This is a genomic window from Devosia faecipullorum, assembly GCF_015158295.1.
Taxonomy (GTDB): domain Bacteria; phylum Pseudomonadota; class Alphaproteobacteria; order Rhizobiales; family Devosiaceae; genus Devosia; species Devosia faecipullorum.
The window spans coordinates 707,864-723,805 of sequence record NZ_JACDXV010000001.1 but is presented as its reverse complement, the minus strand read 5'-3'; the positions used below and the strand labels follow the sequence as shown (position 1 = coordinate 723,805).

The following is a 15,942-nucleotide window of genomic DNA, read 5'->3' as shown; positions in this document are numbered from 1 at the left end:
GGACACCATGAGCCTGCAGCTCCCCAAAGACGTGCAGTCTTTCATCGACGACCACGCACGCCGGACCCCGCCTGAGCGCCGCAACATCTACGTGTGCGACATCTGCAAGGGTCACGTCATCACCCGAGACCGCGACTACGGCGTGACGCCTTTCATGATCGGCTGCAAAGCCACCGCCGGCTGCGAGGGCCACATGCGGTCGAGCATGTATCGCGTGTTCGACCAATCGGTCGCCGCCGAGTTCGAATGGTATCGGCCCGACACCCTCGACGGCCTGAGCGACGGCGAGGCCACCCACGTCAAGATGGGCGGGCTTCTGCTGAGGAGGATCAGCCATGGCTAAGATCCTTCTCGCCGGCAAATCGCTCTTCGACTACATGCCGCTCGAGGTCATCGACATCGCCTCGCGCCGCGGTCACCAGCGCTATCCGCTCGGCCCGTGCGCGGACGCCATCAGGAATCGCGAGGTCCTCCACGGCTTCGGCGGCAAGACGGAGCGCACCAGCTCCGAGCTGATCGCACACATGTCCGAGCAGCACCCCGAGTGGTCTGACCAGTTCTGTGCCCTCAAGATCGGGGAATCCCTTGGCTGGGCCGTCGAGATGGGCATCGTCGAGCGCGTACCCGGAGGGCAAGTTTGGCGGTTGCTCGAACCGGAGTGCCAGTTCGAAATCATCGGCGGGCACCGGAAGGAGCGCTCTCTCCGCGTGCGCGGTCACGTCGATGACGGCGAAGCGGTCGTCGCGGCCAAGCTCTGGAAGCGCGAGCTCGGCAGGCGTGAGCGCGCCCGGCTGCGCGAGATCGCTGAGTTCGGTCCGCAGATCAAGATGCTGCTCGATGCGATCGTCGATCGCGCGCCGGAGACCAAGCTGATAGGCCGGCTGGAGAAGTATGCCATCGCCGGCTTCGATGACGCCGGGTCGTGCCAGCAGCTGATCCTCGATTCCATCGACAGCATGGAGTCGGGCGAACCCTACATGACGACCATGGCGCTCAAGAACCTGTTCGCCACCGTTCGGCATCTGCCCAAGGCCACCGTGTTGGCGCCGGCCGACATCTCGGCACTGGAGGGCTTCGCGATATGAGACGGAAATCCAATCCTGCCCAGCTCGATATGTTCGCCGCCCCTGCAGCGCGCGAATGGCTGCCTAACATCCGTTCGACCGCACCCGCCGCGACCACGGTGCCCGATCTGGTGAAGCCGGGGACCGTCCTACTCACGGAATATCGTCGATACATCGTCGTCGCCATCGTGCCGTCGTTCTACGCGCCCGACCGTCGTGACCACTATCAGGACCTTTCCGTTATCGGCGCGCAGGGCGCCACCGACAGGCTGATCCCCTGCTTCCATTTCGCCATGGCCGACGAGGCTCGCTTCCTCGAAGAACCGCGAGGGCGTTCGCTGCGCGGCGACAGCTATGAGAACCGGGTCATCGTCAAGAATGGTCGGCTGGCTAGCCTCTACGCCCACGTCGACCACGTTGGTGATGTCGTGGGGTTTAACGCCGTCGCCGCGCGGATTTTGGCGGCAATGGCCAAGGAAGGGATCGCAGCATGAGCGACAATATCTCCGTCCGCATCGACCTCGGGGTCGCCAAGCTCGAATTCGCTGGCGTACAAATCGAGCAGCCGATCGGGATCACCCTGGAGCTGCCCCGCGACAGGATTGCAGAGCTGATCCTTGGTGGCGCTGCGATCAATCCTGTCGTTGCCAAGGTCGAGCCGGCACCGGTGCCTGCAGTGGTCACTGAGCCGACACCAGAGCCAAGGCACACTCTTGTTCGTCCCCGGGCCACCGCTCCCACTGCCGTCGACATAGAAGACAGCCGGCGAGAAGAGGTCGGCAAGCTGACGAGCTTCACCTATGACGAACTGCGCGAGCGGCTGTCGACGCTGACCGTTGATGAGGCTGCCTTCGAATTCGGTGTGTCGGCGTCGTTGATCGAAGAGTACCGCGGTCGCCTGGGCATAGCAGCAGTGCCAGAGAAGGCAGCCCATTCCCCTGCGACCGCGCAAAAGCGTCGCAGGAAAGGCAAGCTCTCCCGCTACGGCGACGCATATCTCCGCGAGAAGATCTCGACGATGCCTGCTCCATTTCTGGCGAAGGAGTGGGATGTCTCCTTGGCTACGATCTACCAGCACCGCAAGCGTCTCGGCATCGACGGGCGCGCCGCGAAGTCGGAGCCGGTCGAGGTCGTCGAGCGTCAGTCGCTGACGGACTACTCCGACGTCGAGCTGCGCGAGATGCTGTCGTCGAAGCAGTGGTCGTCGATCGCATTCGACCACGGCGTCTCTATCACCGCGGTGATCGCTGAGGGCAAGCGTCTCGGCGTCCAGCAGCCGATCAAAGCAGTCGAGGAGGTGGCCCACGCGGACACTAGCTTTCGCCTCGCGGCAGCGGAAGGAGCGGCTCATGAGTACGCCTGAGGTCAAGCTGATGGGCATGCTGCGCCGGCGCCGGCCGAGCGATGTCGCCGTCGAACTGGAATGCACGATCGACGAACTCGACGACGTGCTGATCGCCCGCAAGATCGATCCGCAGCCCGACCCGGCGCCGCTTCCAGAACACTGCACATGGAAGCCGGAAAAGGATCCGGCGTTCGCGTCGCTCGTCGCTGATGGCATCGACGAATGGAGCGTCGGCAAGTGCATCGAGAATGCCTGCTTGTGGGCTATCCGCGAGGGCATCTGGCACGTCGATGCCGCCGGCAATGTCGTCAAAGAAGCCAATCCCGAGCTCATGGCCCGACCGTACGAATGGAGACCTGCAGCATGACCGCCACCGCCACCCATGCCCTTCGGCTCGCGCAGCATCTCATCGAATTCGTGGCCGAGGCCGACATCGACAGCCAGGGCTTCGACCTCGACGGCGAGCACTACAGTGCCGCCGACCTGCGGCACCACATGTTCCGCGCACTGGAATCGCTGCGACAGGGCCCGCTGCAGCTGGACGCCATCGAGGTTCACCGCCGGCTGCTTGCCGCCTCGGCGAAAGCTGGCAGTGACGCCGCTCTCGCACGCCAGATCGGCATCACCCGGCAGGCATTGGCAGACGTCATGTCCGGGCGCCGAGAGCCGGGTCCGGCGGTGCTTGGATATCTGGGACTGCGGAAGGTGGCGGTCGGCCGCACGCTGTATACGCCCCTCGACGACGACCAGGTGAAGCCGAAGGCACCAAGATCCGAGCGCCGGCAAAGGGCATGGGACGGGCCGTCAGGCGTACAGACTGACAGCGTGGCGGCGTCCTGAAAGAAAGTGCGTGTGCCTTGCTAAGTCCCGGGGCAGAAGCTGGTCATCAACGGGAGACACCAATGAGCCAGCGCGTTCTCTTCACCGCCGATACCCACTTCGGTCACCAGAACATCATCCGTTTCTGCAATCGGCCGTTCCGCGACATCGACGAGCATGACGAGGTCCTGATCGCCAACTGGAATGCTGCCGTGCGTCCAGGCGACGTCGTTTGGCATCTGGGCGATTTTGGTTACAGGGGAGACAACGCCCGTCTCGCCAAGAACTTCGACAGGCTAAACGGTGTCAAAAATCTAATCATCGGAAATCACGATCGACCGTTCGTCCGCGAAAAACTTCCGTGGAACAGCGTCGAGCACATGGCCGACATCGTTGTCGACGGTCGCAGGCTCATCCTGTCTCACTATGCCATGAGGGTTTGGCCAGCGATGCGCCGGGGCGTCTACATGCTGTTCGGCCACAGCCACACCAATCTCGCCGGCAATGCCCAGAGCTGCGACGTCGGCGTCGATGCGTTCCAGTATAGGCCTGTCACTCTCGATGAGATCCGGTCGCATCTCGACACGCTGCCGCCGATCACCTTCAGCGATCGCGACGACGAGGTCTTCGAGCCGGAAGTCATCCCAGCGCCGATCGATCCGAATGAGCTTGATAGCGACCACGGTGACGGGTGGAAGCTGTGAGAATCTGGTTGATGTCCGACCTCCACACGGAGGTCGAATACCACAACGTCGCCCATTTCGGTGTGCCCGACGACGTCGACTTTGCCCTCTGCGCCGGTGACATTGCCCGGGGCGGCAAAGAGCATGTCACTTGGCTGCAGGAAAACATCGCGCCGCATACGCGCAGCGGCGTCGTCAGCGTCCTCGGGAACCACGAATTCTATCGTTCGAGCATTGAATCCGAGCGCCTCGCAGCCGGCAGAGCTGCGGCATGGGGCGACGTGCGCGTTCTCGACGACATGACCTGGACAACCGGCGGCGTGCGTTTCGTGGGGGCGACGCTCTGGACGGACTACATGCTTTTCAATCCAAACGCCGATCCGATCCTTCTCGACAGCCACATGTATGTCGCGCGCAGCGGCCTGAACGACCACCGGCTGATCCGGCTTGTCGACAGCAGCTCGCGGCCCTTCATTCCGCAGCACGCCCGCGAAATCCATCGCAAATCGGTGGCATATATAGAGTCAGTTCTGTCCACGCCCTTCAATGGCGAAACCATCGTCGTCACGCACCATGGGCCAGCCCGCGGATCTATCGGCGAGCGGTACAAAAACGACAGCTTGACCGCCGCGTACATCTCGAATCTCGAGCCGCTGATCGCCAAGTATCAGCCGGCGTTGTGGTACCACGGGCACGTGCATGAATCCTTTGACTACAACGTCGGGAACACTCGAGTGATGACCAACCCCAAGGGCTACCGCCTTGAGAACCGGCACGGCTTCAACCCGCAGCTCGTCGTCGAGATCGGCGAGCCGGCGCCGAAGCCGCGGGTGCCGTAGACGATATCGCCAGCGCCCGGCATAGTGCCGGCATGGCCAGAAGACGATTCACACCACGCCCACCCCGCCTGCTGCCGCGCAATCCATTCAGACCGCGCCGATCGCGCATGCGGTCGGGGCCTCTGGTTGTCGGCGTCCTCCTCATCGGCGGCATCGCCGCCATGGTCGGCGGCAACGGGCAGTCGCCATCGACCAGGACGGCTGCGCCGGCGATCTCGACGGCGATGGCAAGATCGTCCCCGGGCGAATGGCGCGTGAGCTTCCGCATGTGCGGCAGCAACCGCCACACGTGCATCGTAGACGGAGACACCATCTGGCTCGAGGGCCAGAATCTCAGGCTGGAATCGTATGATACGCCCGAGCCCTATAATGACATCTGTGGCGGGCAGACCGAGGTGGCGCTGGCGCATCGGGCCAGCGCGCGGTTGCTCGAACTGCTGAATGGCAATGCGTTCACCGTCGAGACCCATGGGCAGGATCGCTATGATCGGACGTTGGCCACGATCCGGATCGGTGGCCGCGATGTGGGTGATATCCTGATTGCAGAAGGGCTGGCTCGGCGGTGGCCGAATGGCAGGGAATTCTGGTGTTGACGGGATCGAATGGACTAGGTTGTTCCGAAGAGGACTGGAGGGGTGGCTGTGATCAGGATCTTGATGGCGATGATAATTGCGCTGTGGGCCCAGCCGAGCTTTGCTCAATTCTCGGCTGAGACCTACATCGCGGATCTGGAAGAGATGTATCGGCTGGTAGAGCCCGGGGAGAGCAGGAATGTGCTGGCCTGCATCGACATCGCGGGAAAAGTGGGCCTTCAGGAGCCGCGCCGCAGCCTGCTCTCTCAGACTGAGCGGTATACGCAGAACGGCAATGCCTTAATGCTGGCGCTGGCGTATATGTCTGGCGTCTTCGAGACCGAGTTCAAGAACATTTCCGAGGACGATTCCGCACCAGATGTCATGGCCGCGCTTTTCCAGAGCCTTTGCATGCCGCTGCTACTACGCTGAATTCCCTTCGTTGGTTGCCGGCGCGCTGTAGAGCTCGTCGCGCCACAGGTGCGTCGTCCGCGTGCCAGCCAGCCGCCGCACGACGAGCATGCCGACGTCGTTGTTCGACGGATACCGCTGCCGCACCCGCCAGAAATCGGACCGACCGCATCGCGGGCAACACCCGTCGAACAGGTCATCGAGGTATGTGTCGCGGTGGTAGATCTGGAGCAGATCGCTAGCGAGGTAAGCCCGGCTGCGCCGGCACATGTTGCACTTGGCCACCAGCAACAATCCCTTGTCCGCAGCCTGGCCGAGCCGGGGGCGATAGAATTCCGATGATGGCGGTGAATTGGTCATCGAATCCCATTGCTGCATGTTCTTGTTTTGTTCTACTTTCGAGCGATCGAGAATGGCAAGCGTGGGAGCGATCACGATGAGACTGCAGCAGCAATCGACGGGCCAGGCGCCGGTCCAGAAATCGACGACCTTAATCGTGCTGGCGGCATTCGAACGCGGCGAGGACGGCGAGCTGCGTCCAGCATTCGAGGCCCAGCAGATGCCTAGCGAGCACAGCGCTATCCAGCGCGCGAAGCTTATGAGCAGGGCCTATGCCGGCGTCATCGCATGGAGGCGGCCAGCGAGGCCAGATGAAGGCGAATTTGGGGAGCCCGAGGTGCTGTGGCAGCACGGCGATGTGCCGGACATGGAGTGATCAGCTCCCAGCCTCCGTCCACATGTTCGCCGTCGACGCCTTCACCAAACTCACGGGCTTTCCACGTCCCTTGGACCGCTCGCGGGCTTCATAGATTCGCTGCCTGATCCATTCGACGTCGCGCAGGCGATCGTCAAATTCGATCGCGTTGCGATAGGCTTTCTCGACGTGCTCGGCCCATGCCCGCATGATGCGCCATGTGTAATGTGTGCCGTCCGACAGGGCGTAGCTGGTCGCGGTCACATCTCCGGGGGCCTGTCCGCGGCTGTGGTCGAGCACGGTCTTGGTGTCGAAGCGGCTCAGGCCCAAGTCGTTCTCGCCATGCGTTGCCAACGCCCGCCGTAGATCGTGGGGCGACGCGATGACGCCCGGCATATAGGAGAGAGTGTGGGTCAGGGTGGACGGATCGATGTGATCCATCTCGTCGCCGGCACGGCGTGGCCGTCGTTGGAAGAACACCCTGCGCTCGTCGGTCGGGTCACCCAATTCCATTGCCTTCTTGACGGCACTCCAAGCCGGCGCGGGCAGGGGAATAACGAGCTCGGAGAATTCCCCTCGCATGATCGCTGTCTTGCGGTGCGGTGCTGGGATGCGCCACAGGCCCTCAGTTGAGCCGATAGCCCGCATTTTGTCCACGCGGGCGGTGGCGATGGCACGACGGCGCTGAGGCGCGAACACCAGCAGCTCGACCGCCAGTCCTACGATCTCGTCGAGGGCGCCGGACCGGGCGATGGCGAGGATGCGCCCGACTTCGTGCATCGGCGGCACATAGCGCATCGCAGCTTCTGCCTCCTCGAACTGGTCCTCGGACAGGCGAGACCGGGGAGGGGCCTTCAAGCCGGCCATGACGCCGTGATCAATGCCAGTGTCGCCACGCTGGGCATCCTCCGACATCCACGCCCAGAATGGCTTTAGCTTGCGAACCATTCCCTCGGCCGTGGATTCACGGCCAGAAGCCGCAACGCCAGCAATGATCTTCGACAGGTCGGGGCGGGTGATCGATGGCACCGGTCGCTTCGCGAGCACGGCGAGGTCGGCATTGCCGAGGGACTGTCGATAGTCGCGATACGTGGCCGGCGATTTCGTGCGCTTCACATGTTCCAAGTACGCCGTGACGGCTTGCTTGTAGGTCCAGAACGTCGAATGCCGGTGAGCGACAGTGACGGGCGCGGCCGCCGCCTTCCCCATGGATACCCGCATTTCGTGCACCCATTCATCATCGGGGCGCCGGATCCGACCGGCGATCATTTTGCGGCCTTCGAGGACCAGGGACCGAGCCTCGGCGATTGACCACTCGTCCACGTTGCCAAGGACGAGGCGGGTGCCTCTGCCGTGCATCTCGAACCGGAACTGCCACAGCAAGCCCGTTGGACCTGCGCGCAGGATCAGGCCCGGCGCCTGCACGTCGGGGATCTCGAATCTGGCCTTGGCGTCGGCGGCGTCGCGCCGGGCCTTGGCGATGGTCTGCTGTGTGATGGTGGTCTTGGGCACTACGAATCGATGCTGGGACGGGATTGGGACGGCGTCGAAAAAATCAGCCACGCCGGTGCTATGCAAGAGGAACCCTTGAAACCCGCAGAAAATGGGGTCGAAAGGTTAACGGGGGCGGCGCTGGAGTGGCACGGGATACTGACTCTTAATCAGCGGGTCCAAGGTTCGATCCCTTGTGCACCCACCAAAGTTTCTCCCTGAAATTAGAAAAAATCCCGCCTCGCCCCCGTGCTGAATTTGTCGGGCGTTGAAGGCTCGTCCATGGCCACTCAGGTGTTGGGTAATCCGCCTTGTGGTGAACTGGGCGGAATGCCGCCGCGGCGAAATGACAATCAAGAAGACGCCGCCGGACGTCTTTTTTGTTCGCTGATAGGGATTTCTGTCACCGACCTGTCAGCAAGGCCGGTTCATCACGGAAATATGACGTTTTCTGCGGGATTCGGCGGGTGCGGCCTTGCAGAGAGGGTGAGGGAGGAGTAGCTGCTCAAGCGTCTTCCTGCCCATTTCCGCAAGGATATGTCATGTTCGGTTTTGATCCGAGTTTCTTCTCGTCTCTGTTTCAGGTCATTCTGATCGATCTGGTGCTGGCGGGGGACAATGCGGTGGTCATTGGCCTGGCGGCGGCTGGTTTGCCCGCCGAATTGCGGCGCAAGGCCATCCTGATCGGTATCATCGCGGCGACGGTCCTGCGCATTTTCTTCGCGCTGATCACCACGCAATTGCTGTCGCTGGGCGGCGGGTTGCTCATCGCCGGTGGCGTGCTGCTGCTCTGGGTCTGCTGGAAGATGTATCGCGAGCTGACCGTCTCCCATGACGAGGAGCACGAAGCGACCGAAGCCCTTGCCGATGCCGATCTCAATGCCGATGGCAGCATTGCCGCCAAGGCACCGAAGAAGACGCTGCGGCAAGCCGTCACCCAGATCATCATTGCCGACGTGTCCATGTCGCTCGACAACGTTCTGGCGGTGGCCGGCGCGGCGCAGCACCATTTCGAGGCCCTGATTTTCGGACTGGCCCTGTCGGTGGTGCTGATGGGCGTGGCGGCGACCTTTATCGCCCGGCTGCTGCATCGCTTCCGTTGGATCGCCTGGATCGGCCTTGTCATGATCCTGTTCGTCGCCCTGCGCATGGGGCTCGAAGGGCTGGGCGCATTCGTCGCCATTCCCGAGATTCCGCTGCTCTATACTCCGCATGCGGCCGCTGCCGTCGCGCATTAGTTTTTGGTAACCAAGGGCGAAGGTTTGCGGCATTTGCCGCATGCCAATAGGACTTTGCACATTCATCGGCGCTAATTTCCGGCTGAACGAACGAGAGCCGGAAATTCGCCATGTCCGCAATTGCCGATCTGGTCCCCCAATCCGATATCGCATCCGACCGCGAGACGTCGCGCCTGTCGCCAGCGCTGGTGATGCGGCGCGTGGACGGCGCGCGCTGGGACGAGATCGCCGCCGGTTTCGACGGCATCTGCCAGGAGCAATTGCACGGCTTTGCCGCGATCCGCTGGCCCGGCGTGACGCTGGAGGCGAACCTCTTCGAGCGACATGGCCGGATCGTCGGCGGCGCGCTGGTCATGGTGCAGAAGCTGCCGCTGCGTCTGGGCCAAATTGCCGTGGTGAAGTGGGGGCCGATGCTGGCCGACATGAAGGCCGCCGATGCGTCGGCGATCCATGCGGGCATGGTCGAGGCCATGGTGGCCAATTATGCCGAACAGCGCGGCATGATGCTGTCCATCCTCCCTCATGCCTCGCCAGCGCCGGTCAATGCGGATTATCTGGCGCTGCGGGCGCGCGGGTTCCGGCGCGGTTCGGCGCTGGGCTATCCGCACCGCTACATGGTCAATCTGCGACTCGATGATGCCGAACAGCGCAAGAGCTTCCACCAGACCTGGCGGCGGCAATTACACAAGGCGGAAAAATCGGACCTGCATTTCGAACATGCCGGAGCGGAGCGTCTGGGCGAGTTCAAGACGCTCTACGAGGCGATGTCCGACCGCAAGCAATTTCCCGATTATTCGGCCTATGACACGCTCGACGTGCTGATGGCGATGGACGAAGCCTTGCGGCCCGAATTGTTCTTCGTGCGGCACGAAGGCGAGATCGTTGCCGGAGCGCTGATCTTCAAGGCGGGCGACCGCGCGGTCTATCTCTATGGCGCGACCAATGAGAGGGCACTGCCGCTGCGCGCCGGTTATTTCCTGCATTGGCATATCATCCGCTGGCTGCGCGATTATACGCGGGCAAGCTGGTATGACCTGGGAGGCACAGACGGCTTTCAGGGACTGCACCAGTTCAAGAAGGGCATGGTGGGCGAGGCGGGGCATATCAAGCCGGTGCCGCCCGTCGTCAACTACGCCGCCACGCCGTTCGCCTATTGGCTCGGCGCTTCCGCCTTTGCCGCCCGCGACAGCGTGAACCGGCTCAAGCAACACCTGCTTCACCTGCGCTCCGGCGTGGCCCGGCCCGATCAGGCGCCGCCGGAGCTGGACGATTACCTGAAATGAGTCTCGCGCGCCGGCTCGCCTCGCAATCCAGCATCATTTTCGGGGGACGCCTGTTCGGTGCGGGGCTGATTTTTCTGGTCCAGGCCTTCATTGCCCGCTTCTGGGGCGCGGCGATCCTGGGGGAATATCTGCTCATCATCGCGGCGGTGAACCTCATCGCCGTGGCCATGCCGCTGGGCTTCCAGACGGTGGGGACATATTTTGCCGCCGAATATCGGGCGCTGGGTGAAAGGGGGCAATTGATCGCCTTTCTCCGGCGCGCCTATGGCCATGTGGCGCTGGCCTTCGTCTTGCTGCTGGTTGCCGGGCCATCCCTGGTGAACACGCTGGGGCAGGGGGCAAGCACGATTGCCGCCCATTTCCTGCCTGTGCTGCTGTTGGCGCTGGCGACGGCGCTGGTCTATGTCAGTGGCGGCGTGCTGGTGGGGCTCAAGCGCCCCTTTGCCGGCTTTTTCGCCGATGGGGTGTTTCGCCCCATGGTGGTGCTGGGCACGTTTGTGATCTGCGTCACCGCGTTCGAACAGCCCGCCGAAGGGTTTTCGGCCATGCTCTGGGTGATTGCCATCGGCTATGTGGTGATCGCGCTGGTGCATTTAGGCTTCGTTGTCGCGACGGTTGGGCGCGTCGAAGGCAAGGCGGAGATCAGGCAGAGCGAATGGCCGCGCTGGTGGCGCTTCGCTGCGCCATGGGTGTTGATCACGCTGGCCACGGACTTTTTCTTCGACATCGACCTGCTGCTCCTGGCCAATTTGCTCGGCAAGGAAGAGCTGGCCATTTTCGGGGTCTGCACGCGCATTTTCTCGCTGGTGTCGTTCGGAGTGGCCGCCGTCTATGCAGTGACGCTGCCCGACATGTTCGAGAGCGAGGCGCAACAGGATCGCGCCGCCTTCCATCGCAAGGTGGGCGAGGCCAATCTGGTCGCCACGCTCGTCTCGCTGACCCTGTTCGTGCTGGTCGCCATTGGCGGCAATTTCGCATTGCTGCTGTTCGGCGAGGGATTTGGCGCGGGCGCGGTGCCGCTGGCGATACTGTGCCTGGCGCTGGTGGTGCGCTCGGCCATGGGGCCGGCCTCGATGGTGCTGTCGATCCATGACCGCCCATGGGCCAGCCTGCCGGCGGTGATCCTGGGCATGGGCACGTTGGTCTTCGGCAATATCGTGCTGGTTCCGATGTTCCACCTTGTCGGCGCGGCCATGGCGGCATTGATCGGCATTGCCGCCTGGTCGGTGGCGCTGTGGGTGATCGCGCTGCGCACGGCGCGGATCGATGTGTCGATCCTGCAATGGTTCCGGGCCCGACGGGCGCTGGCAGCGGCGGAATAGGTCTACCCGATCTGGCTCAGGAGCCCGTCAGGCCCTGCAAGCGCCGTTTCAGGCGACCGAAGCGGCCGGGGACGGCGCCTTGGTCATAGGGGACATCCTGGCGGGTGTAGAATTTTTCGATGAGCAGATAATCCTCGCCGAAAATGTGTTGTTGGAGCAGCACGGTTTCGCGATAGCCGTAGCGCTTGAGCAGCATGCGGGCGACTTCGTTGTCGGGGCGCACAAAGGTGAACGCCTTGTGGAAGCGGGAATTGTCCCAGTGTTCGTCGAAGGCGCGCATGCCGAACATGCCCAGGCGCGTCTGGCGGTGGGAGGGAAAGACCCAGCTCCAATAGCGGAAGATGGCGCCGCATTCGGGACCGGAAACCATGGCGCCGCCCGGCACGCCGTCGGCGCACATGATCATGATATGCCAGGGATCGATGGCGATGAGGCCGCGCAGGAAATTCTTGTCCAGCCGGGCCGCTTCGTGCCGCTTGAAATGGTCGCTGTAATGCGGCGAGGTCATGATGACATCGACCAGTTCGCGGTGAATGAGGTCGATATCCGCATTGTCGGCGGCGCGGATGGTCATCTCGGCCATGGCAGCTCCTCATGAAGCGCGTCGCGGCCGGACAGATTGCCCGCCGCGTTCCGGCTCTTCGAACCGGCGCCATCACGCGAATGACCGGCACAGAAAAGCCGGCTCAATATGGGGCAGGACGGTTAACATGGGGTACAAGTGCCTTTTCGGCATATACCCATGCTGAAATAGCGATTAAGTCGCGGCATGTGGCCCTTGCCGCTGGCGGGTCCGCTCATTAGAACAATTCTCGGGAGAGACTTAGGGAGGAAGACGATGAGCGACCAGCTCTTGTTCCAGCCAAGTGCGGCTGCCGTCGCACGCACCCACACGACGAAAGAACAGTACGACGAGCTTTACGCGCGTTCGATCAGCGACCCCAACGGGTTCTGGGCCGAACAGGCCAAGCGGCTCGACTGGATGACCTTTCCCACCAAGATCAAGAACACCACGTTCGAATATCCCGATATCTCGATCAAATGGTTCGAGGACGGGGTGCTCAACGTCGCGGCCAATTGCATCGACCGCCATCTGGCGGAGCGGGGCGACGATGTCGCCATCATCTGGGAGCCCGACAATCCCGATGACCAGGCCGAATATATCACCTATCGCACGCTGCACGAAAAAGTCTGCCGCTGCGCCAATGTGCTGAAATCGCTGGGCGTCAAGAAGGGCGACCGCGTCACCATCTACCTGCCGATGATCCCTCAGGCCGCCTATGCCATGCTGGCCTGCGCCCGTATCGGGGCGGTGCATTCGGTGGTGTTCGGCGGCTTCTCTCCCGATTCGCTCGCCGGCCGCATCAATGACTGCGATTCGGCCGTGGTGATCACCGCCGACGAAGGCCGTCGCGGCGGCAAGACCGTGGCGCTCAAGGCCAATGTGGACAAGGCGCTCGAAGACTGCCCCGGCGTCAGCAAGGTGCTGGTGGTGCACAATACCGGCGCCGACGTGCCGATGAAGGGCAGCCGCGACGTGTGGTGGCATGAGGCCGCCGCCGGCGTCGAGCCGTTCAACGAACCCGAGCCGATGAATGCGGAAGATCCGCTGTTCATCCTTTATACGTCCGGCTCGACGGGCAAGCCCAAGGGCGTGGTGCATACCCAGGGTGGCTATCTCGCCTTCACCTCGCTGACCCATGAGTTGAGCTTCGACTACAAGCGCGGCGAAGTGTTCTGGTGCACGGCGGACGTGGGCTGGATCACCGGCCATTCCTATATTCTATACGGTCCACTGGCCAATGGCGCGACGACCCTGATGTTCGAGGGCATCCCCTCCTGGCCCGACGCCAGCCGCTTCTGGCAGGTGGTCGAGCGGCACAAGGTCAATATCTTCCACACTGCGCCGACCGCCATCCGCGCGCTGATGGGCGCCGGCCCCGAATTCGTCGAGAAATTCGACATGCCCAGCCTGCGCCTGCTCGGTACGGTGGGCGAGCCGATCAACCCGGAAGCCTGGCTCTGGTATTATAACAAGGTGGGCAAGGGGCGCTGCGAAGTGCTCGACGCCTGGTGGCAGACCGAGACCGGCGGGCACATGATCTGCCCGTTCCCCGGCGCGACGGCGACCAAGCCGGGTTCGGCGACCAAGCCCTTCTTCGGCATCAAGCCATCGGTGCTGTCGCCGGAAGGCAAGTTGCAGGAACAGACCAAGGCCGAAGGCGTGCTCGCCATCGACGATAGCTGGCCGAGCCAGGCGCGCACCATCTGGGGCGATCACGGGCGGTTTGTCTCGACCTATTTCGAGACCTATAAGGGCCGCTATTTCACCGGCGACGGCTGTCGCCGCGACGAGGACGGCTATTACTGGATTACCGGCCGCGTCGATGACGTGCTCAACGTTTCTGGCCATCGTCTCGGTACCGCCGAGGTGGAAAGCGCGCTGGTCGCCCATCCCAAGGTCTCCGAGGCCGCGGTGGTCGGGTTCCCGCACGACATCAAGGGGCAGGGCATTTATTGCTATGTCACGCTGATGTCCGGCGAGGAATATACTGACGAATTGCGTAACGAGTTGCGCAGCTGGGTGCGCAAGGAAATCGGCCCGATCGCTTCGCCCGATTATATCCAATGGGCGCCCGGCCTGCCCAAGACGCGCTCCGGCAAGATCATGCGCCGTATCCTGCGCAAGGTGGCGGAGAACGATTTCGGCGCACTGGGCGATACGTCGACACTGGCCGATCCGGCCGTGGTCGAAGACCTGATCGCCAATCGGCAGCACAAGCCGGCCTGACAGGTCGGCCTAGGCGGAACTTAAAAATCGGGCGGTGGTCGCAAGGCCGCCGCCCGATCAGTTTGGTGGCTGCCCGGAAGGAAGGTTGAAGTCCCCGGACCTTGGTCCACCAGAGGAAAGAATGCGGCTTCATGGCTTTGTTCGCATCCCCCAAACATGGGGGGCGAACATTGTCTTGCCCGTTTTTGGCATTCATTCTGGTGTTCCCGATTCATGCCTCCGGTGTTCTCTTGTTCCGTTTCCTAGCCGCCGTCTTCGCTCTGCTCCTCTCGGGCCTCCCCGTAGTCGCCGCCAGCCTGGAGCAGATGGCCGGGCAGATGATCATCGTCGGCTTCGAGGGAGCCAGCGCCGATGCCGATGGGGTGGAAGCGGTAGCGGAGGAATTGCGCGAGGGGCGGCTGGGCGGGGTGATGTATCTCAAGAAGAACGTCACCGACCTGCCCATGGTGCGAGAGATGAATGCCCTTTTCCGCGCCGCGACGCCCGATCTGCCGCCATTCATCACGCTTGATCAGGAAGGCGGGGCGGTGGAACGGTTGACCGGGGAGGTGGGTTTTTCGGAAATCCCCAATGCCGCCAGCATCGCGGCCCGAAAAACCCCGCAGGAGGCCGAGGACATCTATCGGGCGATGGCCGACGGGATCGCCGCCGAAGGCTTCAGCGTCAATTTCGGGCCGGTGGCCGACCTCAATCTCAATCCCGACAATCAGGTCATCGCGCGGTTCGGTCGGGCCTTTTCGGCCGACCCGGAGACGGTGATCGCCTATGATGCGGCTTTCATCCGGGCCCACCACGCGGCGGGCCTGATCACCGCGCTCAAGCATTTCCCCGGCCACGGTTCCTCAACGGCGGACAGCCATGAGGGCTTCGTCGACATTACCCAGACCTGGACGCCCGAGGAGCTGGAACCCTATCGGGCGCTGATCGGGGAGGGGCTGGCCGACATGGTCATGATCGGGCACCTTTATCACGCCGATTATGCCGATGATGACGGGGAGACGCCTTCGTCCCTATCCCCGCGCTGGATCGATGGAATATTGCGGGACGAACTGGGCTTTGACGGCGTGGTGATCAGCGACGATCTGGAAATGGGCGCGATTCGCGATCATTTCACGCTGGAAGAGACCGTGATCAAGGCGGTGCGCGCGGGCATGGATGTGCTGCTGTTTTCCAATACGGCGAAATACCGGCCCGGCCTGTCGCAGGAAATTCTCGACATCCTGCTTGCCGAAGCAGCGGCAGACCCGGACTTCGCACGGCGGATCGAACAGAGCTATGCGCGCATCGTGGCGCTGAAAGCGCGGGTGAAATAAGCGGGGCCGGGCGCACTTTCCCCGTCTTTCTCGCGGCGCGTGTTTGCACCGGCACCGCCAGCTTGTAATGTGCCGCC

General features: G+C 62.9%; 19 protein-coding genes. 16 read left to right on the top strand and 3 right to left on the bottom strand.

Features of this window, described 5'->3' with window-relative positions:
* Positions 1–7: 7 nt before the first annotated feature.
* The 10 genes from H0482_RS03580 to H0482_RS03535 all read left to right on the top strand — a co-directional run bounded on the left by H0482_RS03580 (position 8) and on the right by H0482_RS03535 (position 5,754).
* Entirely contained in the window at positions 8–343 is a 336-nt protein-coding gene (locus tag H0482_RS03580) for a hypothetical protein (RefSeq protein ID WP_193728627.1), read from the top strand.
* Positions 336–1,085, top strand: coding sequence for a hypothetical protein (locus tag H0482_RS03575; RefSeq protein ID WP_193728626.1), 750 nt, complete (start codon positions 336–338; stop codon positions 1,083–1,085). Before H0482_RS03580 ends, H0482_RS03575 begins: the two co-directional genes overlap by 8 nt.
* On the top strand, positions 1,082–1,558 hold the full coding sequence (locus tag H0482_RS03570; RefSeq protein ID WP_193728625.1) for a hypothetical protein: 477 nt from the start codon (positions 1,082–1,084) through the stop codon (positions 1,556–1,558). Before H0482_RS03575 ends, H0482_RS03570 begins: the two co-directional genes overlap by 4 nt.
* Complete coding sequence (locus tag H0482_RS03565; RefSeq protein WP_193728624.1) at positions 1,555–2,427, top strand: hypothetical protein; 873 nt, start codon at positions 1,555–1,557, stop codon at positions 2,425–2,427. The genes H0482_RS03570 and H0482_RS03565 overlap by 4 nt, the downstream gene beginning before the upstream one ends.
* A complete protein-coding gene (locus H0482_RS03560; protein ID WP_193728623.1) occupies positions 2,414–2,776 on the top strand; it encodes a hypothetical protein in 363 nt (120 codons plus the stop codon). Before H0482_RS03565 ends, H0482_RS03560 begins: the two co-directional genes overlap by 14 nt.
* Complete coding sequence (locus H0482_RS03555; protein ID WP_193728622.1) at positions 2,773–3,249, top strand: hypothetical protein; 477 nt, start codon at positions 2,773–2,775, stop codon at positions 3,247–3,249. Before H0482_RS03560 ends, H0482_RS03555 begins: the two co-directional genes overlap by 4 nt.
* 62 nt (positions 3,250–3,311) lie before the next feature.
* Entirely contained in the window at positions 3,312–3,932 is a 621-nt protein-coding gene (locus H0482_RS03550; protein ID WP_193728621.1) for a metallophosphoesterase family protein, read from the top strand.
* Between the two features lie 11 nt (positions 3,933–3,943).
* A complete protein-coding gene (locus H0482_RS03545; protein ID WP_193728620.1) occupies positions 3,944–4,750 on the top strand; it encodes a metallophosphoesterase in 807 nt (268 codons plus the stop codon).
* A 107-nt stretch (positions 4,751–4,857) separates the two neighbouring features.
* Positions 4,858–5,343 carry a thermonuclease family protein gene (locus H0482_RS03540; protein WP_210319061.1) on the top strand — a complete coding sequence of 162 codons (486 nt, stop codon included), beginning with the start codon at positions 4,858–4,860 and terminating at the stop codon, positions 5,341–5,343.
* A 48-nt stretch (positions 5,344–5,391) separates the two neighbouring features.
* On the top strand, positions 5,392–5,754 hold the full coding sequence (locus tag H0482_RS03535; protein ID WP_193728619.1) for a hypothetical protein: 363 nt from the start codon (positions 5,392–5,394) through the stop codon (positions 5,752–5,754).
* On the opposite strand, the gene H0482_RS03530 is transcribed toward H0482_RS03535, so the two are convergent.
* Positions 5,746–6,168, bottom strand: a complete 423-nt coding sequence (locus tag H0482_RS03530; protein ID WP_193728618.1) for a hypothetical protein — start codon at positions 6,166–6,168, stop codon at positions 5,746–5,748. The genes H0482_RS03535 and H0482_RS03530 overlap by 9 nt on opposite strands.
* A 1-nt stretch (position 6,169) precedes the next feature.
* Here H0482_RS03530 and H0482_RS03525 point away from each other — a divergent pair, with 1 nt between their 5' ends.
* Entirely contained in the window at positions 6,170–6,448 is a 279-nt protein-coding gene (locus tag H0482_RS03525; protein WP_193728617.1) for a hypothetical protein, read from the top strand.
* Here the strand turns inward: H0482_RS03525 and H0482_RS03520 are convergent, their stop codons facing one another.
* Positions 6,449–7,939, bottom strand: coding sequence for an integrase family protein (locus H0482_RS03520; protein WP_193728616.1), 1,491 nt, complete (start codon positions 7,937–7,939; stop codon positions 6,449–6,451).
* A 521-nt stretch (positions 7,940–8,460) separates the two neighbouring features.
* On the opposite strand from H0482_RS03520, the gene H0482_RS03515 reads away from it, so the two are divergent.
* The 3 genes from H0482_RS03515 to H0482_RS03505 all read left to right on the top strand — a co-directional run bounded on the left by H0482_RS03515 (position 8,461) and on the right by H0482_RS03505 (position 11,761).
* Positions 8,461–9,156, top strand: coding sequence for a TerC family protein (locus H0482_RS03515; RefSeq protein WP_193728615.1), 696 nt, complete (start codon positions 8,461–8,463; stop codon positions 9,154–9,156).
* 110 nt (positions 9,157–9,266) lie between these two features.
* Positions 9,267–10,439, top strand: coding sequence for a lipid II:glycine glycyltransferase FemX (locus H0482_RS03510; protein ID WP_193728614.1), 1,173 nt, complete (start codon positions 9,267–9,269; stop codon positions 10,437–10,439).
* Positions 10,436–11,761, top strand: a complete 1,326-nt coding sequence (locus H0482_RS03505; protein WP_193728613.1) for a lipopolysaccharide biosynthesis protein — start codon at positions 10,436–10,438, stop codon at positions 11,759–11,761. The genes H0482_RS03510 and H0482_RS03505 overlap by 4 nt, the downstream gene beginning before the upstream one ends.
* 16 nt (positions 11,762–11,777) lie before the next feature.
* Here H0482_RS03505 and H0482_RS03500 read toward each other — a convergent pair whose 3' ends face one another.
* Positions 11,778–12,344: a hypothetical protein gene (locus H0482_RS03500; protein ID WP_193728612.1), complete on the bottom strand. Its 567-nt coding sequence runs from the start codon at positions 12,342–12,344 to the stop codon at positions 11,778–11,780.
* A 255-nt stretch (positions 12,345–12,599) separates the two neighbouring features.
* Here H0482_RS03500 and acs point away from each other — a divergent pair, with 255 nt between their 5' ends.
* A complete protein-coding gene (gene acs / locus H0482_RS03495; protein ID WP_193728611.1) occupies positions 12,600–14,552 on the top strand; it encodes an acetate--CoA ligase in 1,953 nt (650 codons plus the stop codon).
* 230 nt (positions 14,553–14,782) lie between these two features.
* Positions 14,783–15,865, top strand: a complete 1,083-nt coding sequence (locus H0482_RS03490) for a glycoside hydrolase family 3 protein (protein ID WP_193728610.1) — start codon at positions 14,783–14,785, stop codon at positions 15,863–15,865.
* Positions 15,866–15,942 lie beyond the last annotated feature (77 nt).

Coding starts and splice junctions, on each gene's coding strand:
- H0482_RS03580 (WP_193728627.1), top strand. CDS start 8: ATGAGCCTGCAGCTCCCCAAAGACGTGCAGTCTTTCATCGACGACCAC.
- H0482_RS03555 (WP_193728622.1), top strand. CDS start 2,773: ATGACCGCCACCGCCACCCATGCCCTTCGGCTCGCGCAGCATCTCATC.
- acs (WP_193728611.1), top strand. CDS start 12,600: ATGAGCGACCAGCTCTTGTTCCAGCCAAGTGCGGCTGCCGTCGCACGC.
- H0482_RS03545 (WP_193728620.1), top strand. CDS start 3,944: ATGTCCGACCTCCACACGGAGGTCGAATACCACAACGTCGCCCATTTC.
- H0482_RS03565 (WP_193728624.1), top strand. CDS start 1,555: ATGAGCGACAATATCTCCGTCCGCATCGACCTCGGGGTCGCCAAGCTC.
- H0482_RS03560 (WP_193728623.1), top strand. CDS start 2,414: ATGAGTACGCCTGAGGTCAAGCTGATGGGCATGCTGCGCCGGCGCCGG.
- H0482_RS03575 (WP_193728626.1), top strand. CDS start 336: ATGGCTAAGATCCTTCTCGCCGGCAAATCGCTCTTCGACTACATGCCG.
- H0482_RS03550 (WP_193728621.1), top strand. CDS start 3,312: ATGAGCCAGCGCGTTCTCTTCACCGCCGATACCCACTTCGGTCACCAG.
- H0482_RS03525 (WP_193728617.1), top strand. CDS start 6,170: ATGAGACTGCAGCAGCAATCGACGGGCCAGGCGCCGGTCCAGAAATCG.
- H0482_RS03500 (WP_193728612.1), bottom strand. CDS start 12,344: ATGGCCGAGATGACCATCCGCGCCGCCGACAATGCGGATATCGACCTC.
- H0482_RS03510 (WP_193728614.1), top strand. CDS start 9,267: ATGTCCGCAATTGCCGATCTGGTCCCCCAATCCGATATCGCATCCGAC.
- H0482_RS03515 (WP_193728615.1), top strand. CDS start 8,461: ATGTTCGGTTTTGATCCGAGTTTCTTCTCGTCTCTGTTTCAGGTCATT.
- H0482_RS03505 (WP_193728613.1), top strand. CDS start 10,436: ATGAGTCTCGCGCGCCGGCTCGCCTCGCAATCCAGCATCATTTTCGGG.
- H0482_RS03540 (WP_210319061.1), top strand. CDS start 4,858: ATGCGGTCGGGGCCTCTGGTTGTCGGCGTCCTCCTCATCGGCGGCATC.
- H0482_RS03570 (WP_193728625.1), top strand. CDS start 1,082: ATGAGACGGAAATCCAATCCTGCCCAGCTCGATATGTTCGCCGCCCCT.